Below are 15,469 nucleotides of genomic sequence, written 5' to 3'. Positions count from 1 at the left end.
AAGTTTAACAGATATTCGACTGAAAGGCAAGAAAAGCCCTTTAAACTAATTATTGAACCACTTTCTTATGCTGGTCCAAAGAATTAATAACTAATGTTACCACAAGTAAACCAAGAACAATGGCAAAAATAGCATGCATCGCTTGCAAGAAGACAAGTTGTAAGGCTTGACGGTGAGCAAGTCCTTGTCCCTTCCCGCTTACAAAGCCATTCATCAAAGCACTCGAAACCGCATCTTTCCCGTCATAATGGGCATTGACCACCAGGTTAAAAACCAACCCAAATGTCCCTGTTGCAATCGTTTGTCCTAATGTTCGACCCAGTGTCAACATCGATGAAGCAGCTCCCAGTTGATTGTCTGGCACAACTCGCTGAGATACCAGCGTATTCATTGTGATAATAATCCCTAAAACAAAGCCGCTAACCCCGGAGACCAAGTAAAAAATAAAAATTGGAGAACTTTTGCCAATCAAAGTAAAAGGCAAGTAAGCTACCAATAAGAAAATCACAAAGAAAAGGCTGATATATTTTGGCGCATAACGTTTAATAAGACTACCAACTAAAAACGAAGACCCCAACCATAAAATCGGACTCGGTGTCACTGCCAACCCGGCTACTGAGGGCGACGCCCGGTAAATTGCTTGCAGCCACATTGGAAAGTAGGTTTGAAAACCAATTTGCACAGCACTTAAAAATAGAGCAGTTAAAATTTGAATCAAAAACAATTGATTTTGAAAGAAACTAATTGGAATAATCGGATCTTTTGCTTTTGGTTCAACCTTAACAAAGGTAATCAACGAAAAAATCAGTAAAACGACTAGAACTAGTAACTCGGTCCAAGCAACATTTTGCTTTGCTAACATTTGCAAGATTAGCAAGGACGTTACTAAAACGCCACTCAAAGATAAAATCCCCTTTAAATCGATACTTTCAGAATGATTCTCTTTGACTTGCTGTTGGTAAAAGAAAACCGTAATGACTAGCACCACGATTCCCAATGGGACGTTGATGAAAAATACCCAGTGCCAGCTAACATAGCCAACTAAGTAACCACCCAGTAAAGGGCCAATTAAAGCTGACAATCCCCAAGCCGTATTGTTGAGTGCCATCATCTTTGGCCGCTCCTCATAGGAAAATAAGTCAGCAATCATGGTAAACGTGATTGGCATCACAGCCCCAGCACCAAGTCCCTGGACCAAGCGGAAAAATACTAGAATAAAAATATTAGTCGAGAGTCCACAAAGTAATGACCCGCTAGTAAATAGCATAATACCCATTAAAAAAATCGGTTTACGGCCGACATGATCAGCTAATTTACCATACACTGGTGTACTTAAAGCTGTGGCAAGCAGGTACATCGCAAAGACCCAGCTTTGATAATGCAGGCCATTTAAGTCACTAACAATTGTTGGCAACGCTGTCGTAATAATCGTTGTTTCGACCGATGTCATGAATGTCGCAACCAAGATAGCAACTAACAGCATTCGACGTTTGATTGGATTCATTTTCCAAACTTCCTTTCATTTTGTAACAGTTCGATAACAATAGAACTATCTGTCAAAAATAAAAGGATTTATAGCGAAACTAAAAATCCTGGTAAATATTGGTCAAAGGTTTCAGTATTAATCGAAAGAAATTTATTTTGCCCCTCTTTACGGGTGTTAGTTAACCCAACCGACCGTAAAGCCTTAAAGTGATAAGAAACCGTCGACTTACTAATGGACAATTTCTCACCGACTTCGCCGCAAGTCATCTCCCGGTTAGCCTGGTACAAAATTCGGATCATCTGCAAGCGGTTCGCATCCGATAAAGTTTTAAATATTTCTGCACGTTTTTGATCTAATAGTTCTATTGTCATAAAACTATCGTAACTCTCTTTTTTCACTTTGTCCAAATTAAGCCTCAAAGTCAAAGAGCAACATCCCCGTTTGCCGGGTCTTATTCATCGACATCTTCCAAACTTCGCGGAATTCATCTAAGACTTCCTCGTGGGTCAAAGCCATCGAATCAGACAGCCACAAGGACACACAGGCCCAAAAACCAGCCATAATGATTTCCCATTGGTAAACCATGTGTTGCTTAACTAATTCATCATCGATGTTATCAAGGGTATCATTGCGTTGCTCACGCAACTCGGCCATTAGCGCTGCCTTTAGTTCGGGGTCTCGTCCCTTATTTAACACGGCATTATAAAAGACAGCCTGTTCTGAAATCACTTCCAAAACCTGACGGACGCGGAACTTTGTTTCCGTCTTCGCCGTGATTTCTTTGACAAGTTGCTCATTGACATCTTTAATCAGGTCTTCTTTATTATTGTAATGCCGGTAAAAAGTTCCCCGGGTGACGTTACCACGGACTAAGAGCTCCGTAATTGAGAAATGTTCAGTTGTTGCTAGTAATTCAATTGCGGCGGTCCGCATAATTTGCCGGGATCGAATTACCCGGGCATCAGTTATCTTTCTGGTCATTTACCTTCTCCGTTCTCTCAAAGGATCAAATCGCTTAACTGTCTTAATTATAGCAGTCATTTCTCAATTCTAGTTTAAAAAATAGCAAAAATAACAAGAAAGGTCAAAAAATTGTCACAAACGACATTTTTTGACCTTTCAAAGGGTTATTTGTATTGAATCTTTTAGGCCTTCAAGGCGTCTTTCTTAGCCGCCCGAGACCATGGTGAGAAGAACAAACCAATTACATCATTACCAAGGTACAAGACATAGGTAGCAAACAAAACCCAGTTAGCATCACCTTGGAAGGCAGTTACGCCCCACAAAGTCACTGACATCAAGCCTTGCAACGTCCACATCCAGTATTGTGACTTAAACTTGGCTACCGTCAAGACTGCCCCCGTTACTCCAATTGCGGCTGAAAAGGCATCCAACCAAGGACGTGGCGAAATCAAGATATGAGTATCCATCATGAATAACAAGATGAAGGCAACTACGAAGGTAATGGCAGCCATTACCCATCCGTTTTTGTTCATTGCCTTAATCTTGCGGTTTTGCCATGCACTTCCAAAGAACATAAAGTTCAAATCCAATGAAATCAGATAAATCATCTGCATCACAATATCTGAATAGTTTTTTGAATGGAAAGCCACGATTGAAATCAAAATTGCTGAGATAAAGCCAAGCAAACCGTTGATGCGCTTATTAGCCGTAATTGCCAATGTGCACATGAAGCCAATCGCCCCACCAATCATCGACAAAACTGACAAGGTTTCAAATCCTTGTGGCAAGCCAGTTGCAATAATAACAACTAGACCAATCATCAACCAGATGTATGATTGCTTGTCCCAACCTGAAAATCCTTCTTTGTAATATGACCAGGTAAAGACCTGTTTCATGTTTTCTTTGACGTCTTGTAAGGAATAGCCAGACGTCTTATTTCCGTTCTCCATCTTCTCCTCCAACTGCTCAAGAACAATATTCCCGAACGTTTTAATGTACGTTGCCAAAGTAGTTAACCAAAACGACCCCAATCACCAGAAAACCTAACCCAACGATTGTCTGCCAATTCAAGGTCACCTTAAACAGTACGACACTCAAGCACGTGATAATTAGTATACCACTTGCTGACCAGATTGCATATGCCAGGTAAACTGGGATTGATTTGACCACCACCGACAAAAGGTAGAATGACAGGGCATAGCACGATAGCGTCACAATCGTTGGTAATATTTTTGTAAAACCAGCAGTTGTCCCAATCAAGGTTGTAGCAACGGTTTCCGCAATAATCGCTAATCCTAAATAAAAATACGATAACATCTCTGTCTCCTTATATTTCTCTCAAGCAAAATCAATCTGATTAAGCCCATTCTAAACCCGACTTCTTTGTAATCTGGCAAAAGACCTTCACAAAGAAAAAACTTGTCATAGTATTTTACCCTATTTTTTGCTATTCTTAATAGTGTTCTTTTACAGAACTTTGCACTGGTAGCTCAGCTGGATAGAGCAGCCGGTTTCTACCCGGCAGGTCGAGGGTTCGACTCCCCCTCAGTGCATAGAAAAATCGTTGGTATATCAACGTTAGTAACCTTTTGGTAGTAATCTACAAGCATTTTAAAAGACCTCACAGTTAAATAGCTGTGAGGCCTTTTTTTGAATATAATAGCTTAGTCTTGAATCAATGCTTCCATCTTCTTCAATTGACTCGTACCCTTGTACTGCTTGTACAGTTGTGACAAGCTCTTAGTTCCAAGCGTATTAGCATCGGCATCTTGTTCCGCACCAGATACCCGGGTTCCTTGAACCTTATAGGTAACCGTATCACCATCAAAGCGGAAGTAGCCTTGCGACAAGTCCCAATCTTGGATGTCACTTGGCACATTTTGCAATTTCAAAATATATTTGCCGTTATCAACCGTAAACTTCAAACCACTAAAGGTCGTTGAAACGGTTGAATAATTTCCATCGTTATTAACGGTTGGTGTCGCCTTACCAGCCAACATGTCACTCACCGTCGTCTTACCGTAATCAGACTGAAAGTTATCTGGCATTCCCAACAAAGCCAGCGCTTCCTTTTCCTTCAAAGACAATGAATTAACAGTCTTAGTTGTGGTGGTGTCAACCTTATAATAGACGTTATAATCGGCGAATTGCTGTCCAGAATAAATCCGATCAACCGAATTCTTCGTCGTTCCCTCTAAAGAAACTCCCTTTGGAATGAAGTAAGTATCGACAGTTGCAGATGCACCCTCAACATTCTCATCACTTGGGCCTAGTTGAGTCTTCAACATTCCGTCTACAATTTTCGCAGCTGCTAACCCACTAACAGACTTCAAATATATCTTTTGGTTAGTCACTGTTTTACCTGAAGAAGTCACCGACTTCAACCCCTTCTTATCAAAGGTAAAAGAATCGCCTTCACTATTTTGCCAAGTACCAACGACACTTGAATAGTCACCAGCTTTAATTGCTTGGATATCCATCCCCGAAGACTTCTTCGCTGATGAGGTCTTACCTGCATTTGTAGTAGAATCACTATTACTTCCGCTATCACTCTGGTGAAAGGCATAGACCCCACCTAAAATTGCAACAACTACCACAACGATGATCGAAATGACCATTGGTTTTGATTTCATTTTACTTCTCTCCCTTTTTTTCAAATAAAAAAGCGCTTAGTATCTACCAAGCACCTCTTATCTTACCACTTTTGTCGTAAAAGTAATGTTTTAGTCATCTAAATCATTCTTTTTGCAATTCCCTTTGCAACTCGTCCAAATGATCTTTTTCATAAAACGGCAAACATACTTGCTCACTCTTTCCCTGGCGTTCAAAGTAAAAGACAGCTCGAACCGCACTCAACAAGAGAATTGCTGCTAAAATTGCACTAGCAATAAAGACCCACAACTCGGTAGTGAATTCCATGGCACCATATGCCAGAACAAGCAAACCAACAACCAGCCGTAGTGGCCGCAGTTCCCTTTTTACCTCAATTCGGTCGATTTGGTCGACCGGAGCTGTCACCTGAACTTTTTCGCCTGGGAGAAGGTTGCAAACCTCTGTCTTCACTAATTTCAGGTGAAAAAAGTTGTCATCTGAAACAAACATTTGCCCTTTCAGCCAGGGGATAATTAGACTTAATTTAAAATTTCGATCAACATTAAAATGATCCTGTACTACCATTTTGAAATAATCCTCGCACCTAATCAAATTTCCGATTTATCAATTATAGCACAATTAACACTATAGTATTATTTTACCATTAAACTTCCTTACAAGTTGATTGCTATTTTAGCAACATAAGAGGTGGAGGTGTTTTATGCTCGACAACCATACCCCTCTTGGCCAAAAAATGAAAGAACTTCGTCTCGCCAAGGGTTTAACACTTGAAAAGTTAGCCGAACTAACCGATACATCAATCAATACTGTCGCTCGAATCGAGCTTGGCAAAAATCAAAATATTAAACTGGAAACCCTGCTAAGCTTAACAAGGCACCTAGAAACAACGCCAAATGAGCTCTTAGGAATCAGTCGACAAAGTGAAGAAAGTGACTACGGCGACTTGATTCAAGCACTGAATGCCCTTCCTCGTCGAAAACGGGAAGCTTTGGTGACAACGCTCCTAGCCTTTTTAAAAAGCTGAGCAATTCAAAGGAATTTCAATTTTATTTGTCAGCAGTTAAAAAAATAAAAGCAGGTACTGCCCCTAAATCGAGAAGCAATACCTGCTTTTTAATTGTCTTAAAAATGAGCTTTAACTTTATAAATCGGTTGACCTAAGGCCATAAACTTCTGTTCATACTCAGTTTCAACGTTGCCTGCCACCTTGTCTGCGTCATCGTGCAGGTCCAAGGTGTAGTCTTCAGCCGAAAAACGCATGCCAAAGTCCATGAAGGAAACCAATGAATACTCGAATAAGTGCCGGTTATCGGTCTTAAATTCAACCTCACCACCATCAGGCAAGACCGCCTGATAAGAAGTCAAAAACGACTTGTAAGTCAACCGCCGACTTTCATGACGGGTCTTTGGCCATGGGTCAGAAAAGTTCAAGTAAATCTTTTGAATTTCAGCCTTTTCAAAGTAAGTTTCAACCCCGGAACCATTTCCATACAAGTAACGTAGGTTCGGCAAAACGCCAACAGAATCAAAGGACTTCCGAGCGGCAATTGCCACTGCTGTTTCTTGGATTTCCATCCCAATATAGTTAATTTCAGGGTTCTTTTTGGCCATTTCCATAATGAACTGACCCTTCCCTGAACCAATTTCCACGTGAATTGGCTGTTCTTGGTCAAATAAAGCCTGCCACTGCCCCCTTTGAGCCTGAGCATGTTCTTGGTCAATCACCAAGTCAGTGTGAGCTTCTAGCCAAGGCTTAGCCCATGGTTTTGAACGTAAATGCATAATCTTTCCTCTAACTATTATTCCACTTTTTTAATAACCGGTCCGCCCAATAAAAATAAAAGACGGTGGTTAAGCCTAGCCCTGCTACCAGGACAACCATTGCCGATTGTAAGCTAAACCAAAGTTCTAAGAAGGCGATTGATAAGACAATCACCATGGCTAAGAACGCTAAAATTTGCCGAAAGGCCTTTTCTTTGTCAACCAGTTCAATTGGCAGCAACCGGGTCCACTGAACACTCTCCACTTGACCAAAGGCTGGTAACAATTGAATGTGAACCAAGTAAACCATTAATAAGATGACACCAGCATGCCACCAAGGATTTGACTGCGGCAGTGCCAGGGTCAAGAAACCGGCGACAACCGCTAACCGGATGGCTAACCAAAGCTCATCCCCGCCCCGAACCAACCGGGTCAAATACAGCCGGCGAGCTGGGTGGGTAAAAGGTGCCAAGCTAGCAACAAGCCGGTCCAAATAAGCCCGACGTTTGATTGGTCGCCTTTGGTGTGGCACCTCTGCAAAAAGAGCGTAAAAGGCCAGTAACCGCTGCTCGTGCCGGGCACTTTCTTGAACGGCCATCGACCAATTCAAGGCTAGTTGCCCATGATTTCTTTGCAAACGAACTGTCCAGAAAACAATTCCAGCCGACAACATCATCACAATGATGATCAAAATCACAAAACGAACAAGCGGGTCAGCCACCATCATTGCTAATAAAATAGCACCAGGCAAGATAAACCTGGCAGATAATACCTGCCACCAAGTCAGTGGCCGCAAGATTACCTTGGACTGTCGAACTAAGAGCTGAGCCCGGTCAATTTCTAGTAGAACCAACTTGTAAGTAAACAAGAACAGCCAAACCGCTACGACACCAGCCCAGTTTCCTAAACCTATCCGGTTCAAGACCGGCCAGGCCAAACCAACGAACAAGGTCTGCCAGCCCCGTCCCAGCAAATATGACCAGGTCATTGCCTGTTTCAAGTAATTTGCCGCCATAAAATGGTCGTTTGCTTGTAAGAAAACTCGGTCAGCCGGCTTCAAGTAAGTCACCAAAGAACCAAAGTTCAATCCCAAGACCAGCCACAAGACCAAGCCAAAAGTCCAATAGTTGCTAAAACCAAAGGGACCAGTCAATGCTAGGTGCCGACTAGACTGGAAAGCCAAAATCAAGGTTCCTACAACTAGCAACAAAAACAAGACGAAGTGGTCATTAAATAGTAACCGTAAGTAGCGCTGGTCACGTTTTTGCTGAGTTGCCCGTCGGTTTTTAAACAAGTCATCAAATGAAAAGCCCGTAGCCGACAGATTAGCTACACTTGCTTGGTTGTCAACTTCTGGCGCCGTCATGAAAACAACCCATCCAAGTCTGACAGAGCCAGACCATGTTTAGCAGCTAGTTCTTGCGGTGCAAGCTGGTCTTTTACCTGGCCATCTTCTAAGACAACAAACTGGTCAACATAGTTGGCAGCGCTTGCCAACAAATGCGTTGTTAACAAGACCGCACCACCGTTATCGGCCCGCTGACGCATCAAATTGACTAAGTCCTTTTGAGCTAAGACATCGAGTCCCAAAAACGGCTCATCAATCACCATTAACGGCGCCTCCAAACTAAAGGCAGCCACAATCATGACCTTTTGCTGCATCCCCTTTGAAAAGTGCTTAGGTAACCAATTCAACTTTTTTTCAAGCCGGAACACTTTTAATAGGTCAACCACCTTTTGCCAGTGATCCTGATCATTTAGGCCATGTGAGGCCAACATCAAGCGCAGATGCTCAGCCATTGTCAACTCATCATATAAAATTGGTTGCTCTGGAATGTAGGCTAACTGCTGCTTAAAGGCCGTTGGCTTTTTAGCAAGGGCTAAGTCGTTCAAGGCAATTTTACCCGAACGTCCCTGCTGCTCGCCAATCACATGTTTCAATGTCGTTGACTTACCGGCCCCGTTTAGGCCAATTAACGCCACGATTTGACCATTTGGCACGGTCAAAGACACATCCTTTAAGACGTTTTGACCGGCATAGCCACCATATAAGTTTGTAATCTCTAATCCCATGCAACTATTATAACAGGTTCAACACCCTCTCGGGGATTTGCTATAATAAGGATAGAATAACTTTAAAGGAGTAGACAGATGGCAGATATTTTTGACAAGATTATTGCAGGTGAAATCCCATCCTATAAGGTTTATGAGGACGATGACGTTCTCGCCTTCTTGGATATTTCCCAAGTGACACCCGGTCACACTTTGTTAGTTCCTAAAAAGCATGTTGATGACATCTTCTCCTACGATGACGAAGTTGCTCAAAAGGTCTTGCTTAAATTGCCCGTTCTGGCTCGTGCCATTAAGGCCACGAACCCCAAAATTACTGGCATCAATATTTCATCAAATAATGGTGAATCGGCTGGTCAAACAGTCATCCACTCCCACTGGCACTTAATTCCCCGTTACGATAACGATGGCTTAACCGACCAGCTGGCACCAACGATTGATAATTCTGAGAACTTTACCGAGGACATGTACCAAGAAATCGCTCAAGCAATCCAACAAGAAATGAGGTAAGCATGGCATTTTCAGGTGTAAAAGAACTCTTTGCTGATTTAAAAGAAACCGTTAATTTGGCCAAAAAAGCAGCCAACCAAGCCAAAGTTTTACAAAAGACTTTGCCTGCAACCAAAAAAGACATCGAAGAAATCAAGCGAGACGTTACGCGTTACAATTACAAAAACAAAGCTCACCTAGACCGTATTAAACAGGTAACCGAAGAGATGTCTAACAAGTAGGTTAATCACTAAAAAGCCCCCGCCCTTCACGAAAATCTATGATAGAATAACTTGGAACGTTTAATTTGAAAGTGAAGGGAAATTAACACACTATGTTTCGCAAGATCGTATGGGGAAGTCTTGCCGTCATCTTCGTGGCTGGAATTGTGTTCTTAGGACTAACAACTTCTAAGACGTTGGCCACGTCAGACGCTGGTAAGATTTCAAAAGAAGATTACTACAATAAAGTTAAATCAACATCAGCTGGTAAACAGGTCTTTACTCAAATGGTAATTGATAAAGTTTTGAACAAGGATTACGGTAGCCAAGTTTCCGAATCTGACGTTGACAACGCCCTCAAAACTTCAAAAGCACAGTACGGCGACTCATTCTCAAGTATGCTTGCTAAGCAAAGTATGACAGAAGCCCAATACAAGGAATCGCTTTGGGAAAAGCTCTTGATGAACACCGCCGTTAAGGCTAACTACAAGGTCACCAAGAGCCAGTTGGACGATGCTTACAATAACTACGTCCCTGACACCACAATTTCTTTGATTACTACCAAGGACCAAGACTCAGCCCAAGCCGCTATCGATGCCTTGGACAACGGCGCTTCATGGGACGATGTCTACAACCAGTACTCATCAAAGTCATCAAGTTCTTCAAAGTCTGGCCAATTACCTGCCTTTGATTCAACCAACACCACAGTTGATGAAAACATTCGGAAGGCCGCCTTTAACCAAGACGATGGCACATATACTGACTCACCTGTTAAGGCCGCCTCTGGTTCATCTTACTATGTTGTTCGGACGGACAAGATGGCCGATAAGCCATCCGAAGCCAAGGTCAAAGAAAAGTTGAAGGCCAAGATTACCAACGACTTTATCAACGATTCAAACAACTCAACCAAGATTCAAAAGATTATTGGTAAGCTTCTTCGTAAGGCTGACGTCAACGTTTCAGACTCAGACTTGAAGAGTGGTATGTCTGGCTACCTAACAGCCGGCGCCTAATCAATCAGTAAAAATTATTAGCAAATAAAAAAGGTTTTCCTCAGATTGAGGAAAACCTTTTTTCGTACATTATTTTATAAACAGTGGTTCAATCAAGTCTCTGCATTAAAAGAGCGTCGTATTACCACCCTCATTAGCAAGGCTTTGGTCGTCATCATCTTCTAATTGAGCTGAAGCAACTTCAGGCCTGTAAAGTGACCGGTTCCCAAGGGCAAAGACCCGCTTAGACCACTCTCCCTTACCAGTTTGCTCCAAGGCCCCCGTCATCGTCTGCATGTTCGCATCGATTTCATCTAGCTGGTGCAAAACTTGGGCTTCCATGATCTTCGGTTCAACCGGTGACCCATACTCCAAAATACCATGGTGAGCTAAAACAACATGGCGTAACACCAAAACATCTTCTTGGTTTAAGTCAAAGCCCAGGTCGTGGGCTGTCAATACTAGCTGTTCATCAACTAAAGTAATGTGACCGACTAACTTACCCGCAGTCGTATACTCCGCCGCAACGGGTCCAGACAGTTCAATCACCTTTCCTAAATCGTGGAGAAGAGCTCCTGCTAGCAACAGGCTTTCGTCCAATTGTGGGTATAGGTCTACCATCTTTTCGGCTAAGCGGGCAATCGACAAGCTATGAAAAGCTAGACCGCCAGCAAAGGCATGGTGGTTGGCTTTGGCGGCTGGGTATTCCAAAAACTTGGCCTGGTACTGCTTAAAGAGTTGACGGACAATCCGGTTCCAAGTCGGTTGGGTAATCTTGAAAAAGAGGTCGTTTAATTCCGTCTCCATTTCATTTTTCTTGATTGGTGCACTTTTGATAAAGTCAGCAGGACTAGTTGGTTCCCCATTTTCAGCCTGACTTAACCGGACCCCTGCAATTTGAATTTGCGGGTTACCTTTGAAGGCCCCGCGAGTTCCGGTCACCTTAACAACCGAGCCAGCTTGCAAACTTTTGATTTGGTCTTGGGTCACATCCCACAGGTTGCCAGGTAAGTCGCCCGACCGGTCAGAGAAGACAATTGCCAAATAGTCTTTACCAGTCTTAGTTTGACGGACATCGGCACTCTTGACCACAGCAAAAGCTTCGATTGCATCGTTTTCTTTAAAATCCATTAATAGTTGGGCCATTACTGTTCTCCTAACAAAATACTCTCTTTTTCAAAGCGGTCATCAAAGGTCCAAAAAAGAACCTGGTGGTCACTGGCAATTTCTGCTAGCAAAGCTAGCACTGCCTGTTTCCGATCTGAATCAAAGTGCAAGAACGCATCATCGACCAAAATTGGCAGTGGCTTTAAAACTTTCAAGCTCGTTGCTAAGGCTAAGCGAACCGCCAAATAAGCCTGGTCCTTTGCTCCAGTCGACAAATCCTTGACCGCAAACTTTGCTTGGTCTTTTCCAATGACAGTAATTTGCTTACCAACCAAGTTTAAAGCTTGGTACCGCCCCAAAGTTAACCGGTTAAAATACTGGTTAGCCTTTTCTTCAATTTGCTGGCTAAGGGTCTGGTCTTGACCATTGAAGGCAGTTTCAACAACCTTTGGTGTCATCACCTGGGCCAGGTAGGTCAAAAATTCATCTTCGAGATTAGCCTTAGCATTGGCTAACTTTTGACCAGTCGCTTGAAATTCTTCCGCTGAAACTAAGGCCGCCTGTTCAACCTCTAAGTCATGTAAACTTTGGTCTTTTTCTTCAACAAAGTTCGTCACAGCGTCAATCTCACCTTCTTTACGGGTAAGTGCAGACTGAACCGCTGCTAAGGTTTGATAATCAGCCAAGCGCTGGTAGCCAGTCGGGGTCAACTGGTCCTTTAAGTCCCGTAAGCGCAGTTCTTGACGGTGAACCTGGTCTTGGTGGTTAATCCGATCCTGTAAGTCTGTTAGTGATGGCAGACTATTAGCCGACAAGAGTGGTTCAACTTTGGCCAACAACTCTTCTTTTTGCTGGTAGAGACCTTGCTGGTCAGCAACAGCCTTCGACAAGGCGGATTCTTCCTTTGTCCTTCGGCTCATATTATTCTTGTCAAAGTCCAAGCGAGGGATCACCTCATGTAAAATTTGATCAACATTGTTGGTGTCTACCTCATGTAGAAAGGTAAATTCGTCCGGATCAAAGGCTACTAAGTCTTGGACTAGGCGGGCCGCAGCCTGTTGGTGGTCTTGTAGCTGGTCTTGTAGCTGGTCCTTAGCCAAAGCGGCCTTTTTAACCTCACCCTGCGTTTTTAAAATTGTATCATGGTCCAGCGGTGCATAGGACTGGTACAAATTTTGCTTATGCAAGTGGCGGCTACTAGCCTTATAAGCCAAAAAGACAACGACTAATGCCAAAGCTCCCTGGACAGGCCAAGAGACCATAATCGCAAAAGATGCTAACAATACAAGCAATGATAAGGCCGTCGCTGTCACCCAGTGATTTGCCTTGGTTAGAAGTGCCTTTTGTTCAGCAGTTAATGGTTCTGGAATACTACCGGTAAAGTACTGTTGAAAGCGAATCAACTGGTTAGCCAAAGCATTACTTTCTTGCTGACCTTGTTGTAGGTCAGCAACCTGAGCCTTCAGCTTTTCTTGTTGCTGGTGGTGAGTATCCGACCCAAGGTCTGCAATTTGGCCTTGAATTGTCTCAATCTCTTTTTCAGCAGCCAACAATTTTTTGGCAAGCCAGCTTTGCTCCATCACTAGGTCGGCCGTTTTTTTCCGGTCTTCATCTGAGACCTCTGGGCCGTTTTCTTGAGCAAGGGTTTCCTCTAAGCCCCGTGCTTCTTCATAAAACGGCCAATTATTCTGGTCTTGGTGAACTTGGTTGGCCTCAGCTTGAACTTTTTCTAACCGGTCTTTTTCTTGGTTCAAAGCCTTTTTTAGGTCTCGAATCACCGCAGCGTTCTTCAAATAAGTCTGCAAGTCTTCTTGGTCTTTTTGGTGTTGGTCAAACAAGGCTTGGTAATTTTGACTCTTTTGGTTTAATGGTCGCTTGGCGTTCTTTTGCTTTGAAAACAAAGCCTGGCCAGCTTCTCGTTCGCTGTCCGCCCATGCCAACCACGGCTTAGCTGTTGGTTGGGTAAAGGAGAGCAACTGCTTTTCAAAGTCAGCCCCCGTTAACTGGCTAACTTCAGCCAGGTCTTGTTCATTAAAAGCAAAGATTTGTTCATAAGTATTTTCAGATAGTGGTTGGAAAAGTTTTTCTAAGAAAGCCTCACCATCTTCGACCTTTTCCCCCGTCGACAAATTTTGAACGGTTAATTCTGACCGCAAACGATGAAACCGGGTAATCTGATAGTCTTGCCCGTCAATATCAACAACAATTGACCCACCAAACTTGGCACCAGACCGCGGGTCATACTGCTTGTTTCTAGTTTGAAAGCCAAAGAACATCCCCAATAAAAAGGCCTTGAGCGTCGACTTTCCAGCTTCATTCTTTCCGTAAAAGGGCTGCCAATCCGCAATATCATCAATCTTGATGTTGCTTAGCTGGCCAAAACCTGAAATTTCAATTGTTTTAACCTTCATCAACTTGCCCCCTTTGCTGGAAATTTTCAATCATTTTAGCTCGGATTGCGGCCTGTCCCTGTTCTGAATAGAAGTAATCACGGATAAAGGCCGGTGCTTGGTCAGATAACCAGTCAGCCACCGTTTCTGCTGAAACCCCCTGGTTAACCGCCTGGTTAATGTCAACACTATCTGGCAAATTTAAGTGTTCAACTGTCGCAACTTTCTTGGTCATCTCAACTTTAATTGGCCAATAGTCACTTTCCTGGCCAAGTCCTTGCTGAAGCTTTTCTTGTAGAGTTCCCCAGTTGAGTGAGTCAAGCACTTCTTGCCCCAACTGACCAGTCAATGAAACGGTTACAAGCGTCTTTTGGTCAAAGCTCTGACTCTTAAGTTGGTCGGAAATTGCCTGAATTGAAACCGGATCTTTAATTTCAACATGTTGCCACACAACAGAAGCGGCTGGTCGGAAGCTTGCTTCCAAGTCTTGACCACCTTCATCGCTGACCAAATAAAAACCCTTTTGGCCCAGTTCCTTCCGGTTTAATCCCTGCAGATTTCCAGAATAAGCAATAATGGGCTGACTATCATGCAAAACTTCTCGTTGGTGGATGTGACCCAAAGCCCAATAATCATAGCCTTTCGCCAACATTTGATCGACGGTAAAAGGAGCATAGTCGTCCCCTACCTTACCAACGGACCCGTGGTAGAGGCCAATTTGGTAGTCTACCCCTGGCTTTTTAACTGGAAAATCAGCGACCATTTCCTTTGACACATGCCGGCTATCATAAGAAAAACCGGTTAAGGCAACCTTTTCGCCTGCTTTGGTTTCGACCATCTTCGTTTCAACTTGGTTTCCAAAGGTCAAAACACGGTCTGGCCAGGCCGGGTGGTCCTGGTTTTCTTGAAAGTCGTGGTTTCCAAAAGAAACCGCCACAAAAATACCAGCTTCATCCAACTTTGAAAAGGCTTGGTACAAGTGATCTTGAATCAAGGCCGAATTACCAGTCCCATGGTATAAGTCACCTGGGAACAAGACCAGGTCCACCTCCTGATCAATGGCTGTCTGAACTAAGTCATCAAAGGCTACAAAAGTGGCCTGTTCCACCAAGCGTTGGAACGGCTGGTTTAATTCTTGGCTTAGGCCAGTAAATGGATTGCCCAAATGGACATCCCCTGCATGAATAAATTTAAGCATTCAATCCCCCAAACGCGGTAATAACAGTAGTTAGAACAAGTGTTCGCTACTCTCATTATACAAGACTTTTAAATTAATCGGCAAACAAAAAAGCAGTCCGAATTGATATGAACCCCAAAATTAGGACATGTCATTGAGCGGCCTTTAGGACTGATGCCCGATATTCAATCGGCGTCAGT

Annotated in this window: 17 protein-coding genes and 1 tRNA gene; 5 read left to right on the top strand and 13 right to left on the bottom strand. The window is 43.2% G+C overall.

What is annotated here, in order from left to right:
• Positions 1–49: 49 nt before the first annotated feature.
• The 5 genes from AC5162_RS05525 to AC5162_RS05505 form a co-directional block, all read right to left on the bottom strand.
• Positions 50–1,504 (bottom strand): MFS transporter, encoded by a 1,455-nt coding sequence (locus tag AC5162_RS05525; protein ID WP_496534262.1) that lies wholly within the window; start codon positions 1,502–1,504, stop codon positions 50–52.
• A gap of 68 nt (positions 1,505–1,572) precedes the next feature.
• Entirely contained in the window at positions 1,573–1,857 is a 285-nt protein-coding gene (locus AC5162_RS05520; protein ID WP_496534261.1) for an ArsR/SmtB family transcription factor, read from the bottom strand.
• Positions 1,858–1,894: 37 nt separating this feature from the next.
• Entirely contained in the window at positions 1,895–2,467 is a 573-nt protein-coding gene (locus tag AC5162_RS05515) for a TetR/AcrR family transcriptional regulator (RefSeq protein ID WP_496534260.1), read from the bottom strand.
• A 164-nt stretch (positions 2,468–2,631) separates the two neighbouring features.
• Positions 2,632–3,399: a nicotinamide riboside transporter PnuC gene (gene pnuC, locus AC5162_RS05510; protein ID WP_496534259.1), complete on the bottom strand. Its 768-nt coding sequence runs from the start codon at positions 3,397–3,399 to the stop codon at positions 2,632–2,634.
• A gap of 40 nt (positions 3,400–3,439) precedes the next feature.
• Positions 3,440–3,766: a DMT family transporter gene (locus AC5162_RS05505; protein WP_496534258.1), complete on the bottom strand. Its 327-nt coding sequence runs from the start codon at positions 3,764–3,766 to the stop codon at positions 3,440–3,442.
• 162 nt (positions 3,767–3,928) lie between these two features.
• Here AC5162_RS05505 and AC5162_RS05500 point away from each other — a divergent pair.
• Positions 3,929–4,002: transfer RNA gene (locus AC5162_RS05500), tRNA-Arg, on the top strand.
• 111 nt (positions 4,003–4,113) lie between these two features.
• On the opposite strand, the gene AC5162_RS05495 is transcribed toward AC5162_RS05500, so the two are convergent.
• Both AC5162_RS05495 and AC5162_RS05490 read right to left on the bottom strand, forming a co-directional pair.
• Positions 4,114–5,082, bottom strand: coding sequence for a DUF6287 domain-containing protein (locus AC5162_RS05495; protein WP_496534257.1), 969 nt, complete (start codon positions 5,080–5,082; stop codon positions 4,114–4,116).
• Positions 5,083–5,185: 103 nt separating this feature from the next.
• A complete protein-coding gene (locus tag AC5162_RS05490; RefSeq protein WP_496534256.1) occupies positions 5,186–5,467 on the bottom strand; it encodes a hypothetical protein in 282 nt (93 codons plus the stop codon).
• A 295-nt stretch (positions 5,468–5,762) separates the two neighbouring features.
• Here AC5162_RS05490 and AC5162_RS05485 point away from each other — a divergent pair, with 295 nt between their 5' ends.
• Positions 5,763–6,086 (top strand): helix-turn-helix domain-containing protein, encoded by a 324-nt coding sequence (locus AC5162_RS05485; RefSeq protein WP_496534255.1) that lies wholly within the window; start codon positions 5,763–5,765, stop codon positions 6,084–6,086.
• 98 nt (positions 6,087–6,184) lie between these two features.
• On the opposite strand, the gene trmB is transcribed toward AC5162_RS05485, so the two are convergent.
• Genes trmB through AC5162_RS05470 form a run of 3 tightly spaced genes read right to left on the bottom strand, consistent with a single transcriptional unit; the run spans position 6,185 to position 8,896 of the window.
• Positions 6,185–6,844 (bottom strand): tRNA (guanosine(46)-N7)-methyltransferase TrmB, encoded by a 660-nt coding sequence (gene trmB / locus AC5162_RS05480; RefSeq protein WP_496534254.1) that lies wholly within the window; start codon positions 6,842–6,844, stop codon positions 6,185–6,187.
• A 10-nt stretch (positions 6,845–6,854) separates the two neighbouring features.
• Positions 6,855–8,189: an ABC transporter permease gene (locus tag AC5162_RS05475; RefSeq protein WP_496534253.1), complete on the bottom strand. Its 1,335-nt coding sequence runs from the start codon at positions 8,187–8,189 to the stop codon at positions 6,855–6,857.
• Positions 8,186–8,896, bottom strand: a complete 711-nt coding sequence (locus AC5162_RS05470) for an ABC transporter ATP-binding protein (protein ID WP_496534252.1) — start codon at positions 8,894–8,896, stop codon at positions 8,186–8,188. The genes AC5162_RS05475 and AC5162_RS05470 overlap by 4 nt, the downstream gene beginning before the upstream one ends.
• Before the next feature lie 78 nt (positions 8,897–8,974).
• Here AC5162_RS05470 and AC5162_RS05465 point away from each other — a divergent pair, with 78 nt between their 5' ends.
• From AC5162_RS05465 to AC5162_RS05455, 3 genes are all read left to right on the top strand, one after another.
• The gene (locus AC5162_RS05465) at positions 8,975–9,403 is read left to right on the top strand and encodes an HIT family protein (RefSeq protein ID WP_496534251.1); all 429 of its coding nucleotides are present in this window, start codon (positions 8,975–8,977) and stop codon (positions 9,401–9,403) included.
• Between the two features lie 2 nt (positions 9,404–9,405).
• Entirely contained in the window at positions 9,406–9,624 is a 219-nt protein-coding gene (locus AC5162_RS05460) for a hypothetical protein (protein WP_496534250.1), read from the top strand.
• A 92-nt stretch (positions 9,625–9,716) separates the two neighbouring features.
• The gene (locus tag AC5162_RS05455) at positions 9,717–10,616 is read left to right on the top strand and encodes a peptidylprolyl isomerase (RefSeq protein ID WP_496534249.1); all 900 of its coding nucleotides are present in this window, start codon (positions 9,717–9,719) and stop codon (positions 10,614–10,616) included.
• A 105-nt stretch (positions 10,617–10,721) separates the two neighbouring features.
• Here the strand turns inward: AC5162_RS05455 and AC5162_RS05450 are convergent, their stop codons facing one another.
• The 3 genes from AC5162_RS05450 to AC5162_RS05440 are packed head-to-tail and all read right to left on the bottom strand — an operon-like array spanning position 10,722 to position 15,290.
• Complete coding sequence (locus tag AC5162_RS05450) at positions 10,722–11,741, bottom strand: 3'-5' exoribonuclease YhaM family protein (RefSeq protein WP_496534248.1); 1,020 nt, start codon at positions 11,739–11,741, stop codon at positions 10,722–10,724.
• Positions 11,741–14,113 carry an ATP-binding protein gene (locus AC5162_RS05445; protein ID WP_496534247.1) on the bottom strand — a complete coding sequence of 791 codons (2,373 nt, stop codon included), beginning with the start codon at positions 14,111–14,113 and terminating at the stop codon, positions 11,741–11,743. The genes AC5162_RS05450 and AC5162_RS05445 overlap by 1 nt, the downstream gene beginning before the upstream one ends.
• Entirely contained in the window at positions 14,103–15,290 is a 1,188-nt protein-coding gene (locus AC5162_RS05440) for a metallophosphoesterase family protein (protein ID WP_496534246.1), read from the bottom strand. Before AC5162_RS05440 ends, AC5162_RS05445 begins: the two co-directional genes overlap by 11 nt.
• Between the last annotated feature and the right edge of the window lie 179 nt (positions 15,291–15,469).

The sequence above is a fragment of the Fructobacillus sp. ChS1-6f1-1-27 genome, from assembly GCF_059579415.1.
The sequence above is the reverse complement of the archived record's forward strand: the minus strand, read 5'-3'. Positions and strand labels throughout refer to the sequence as shown.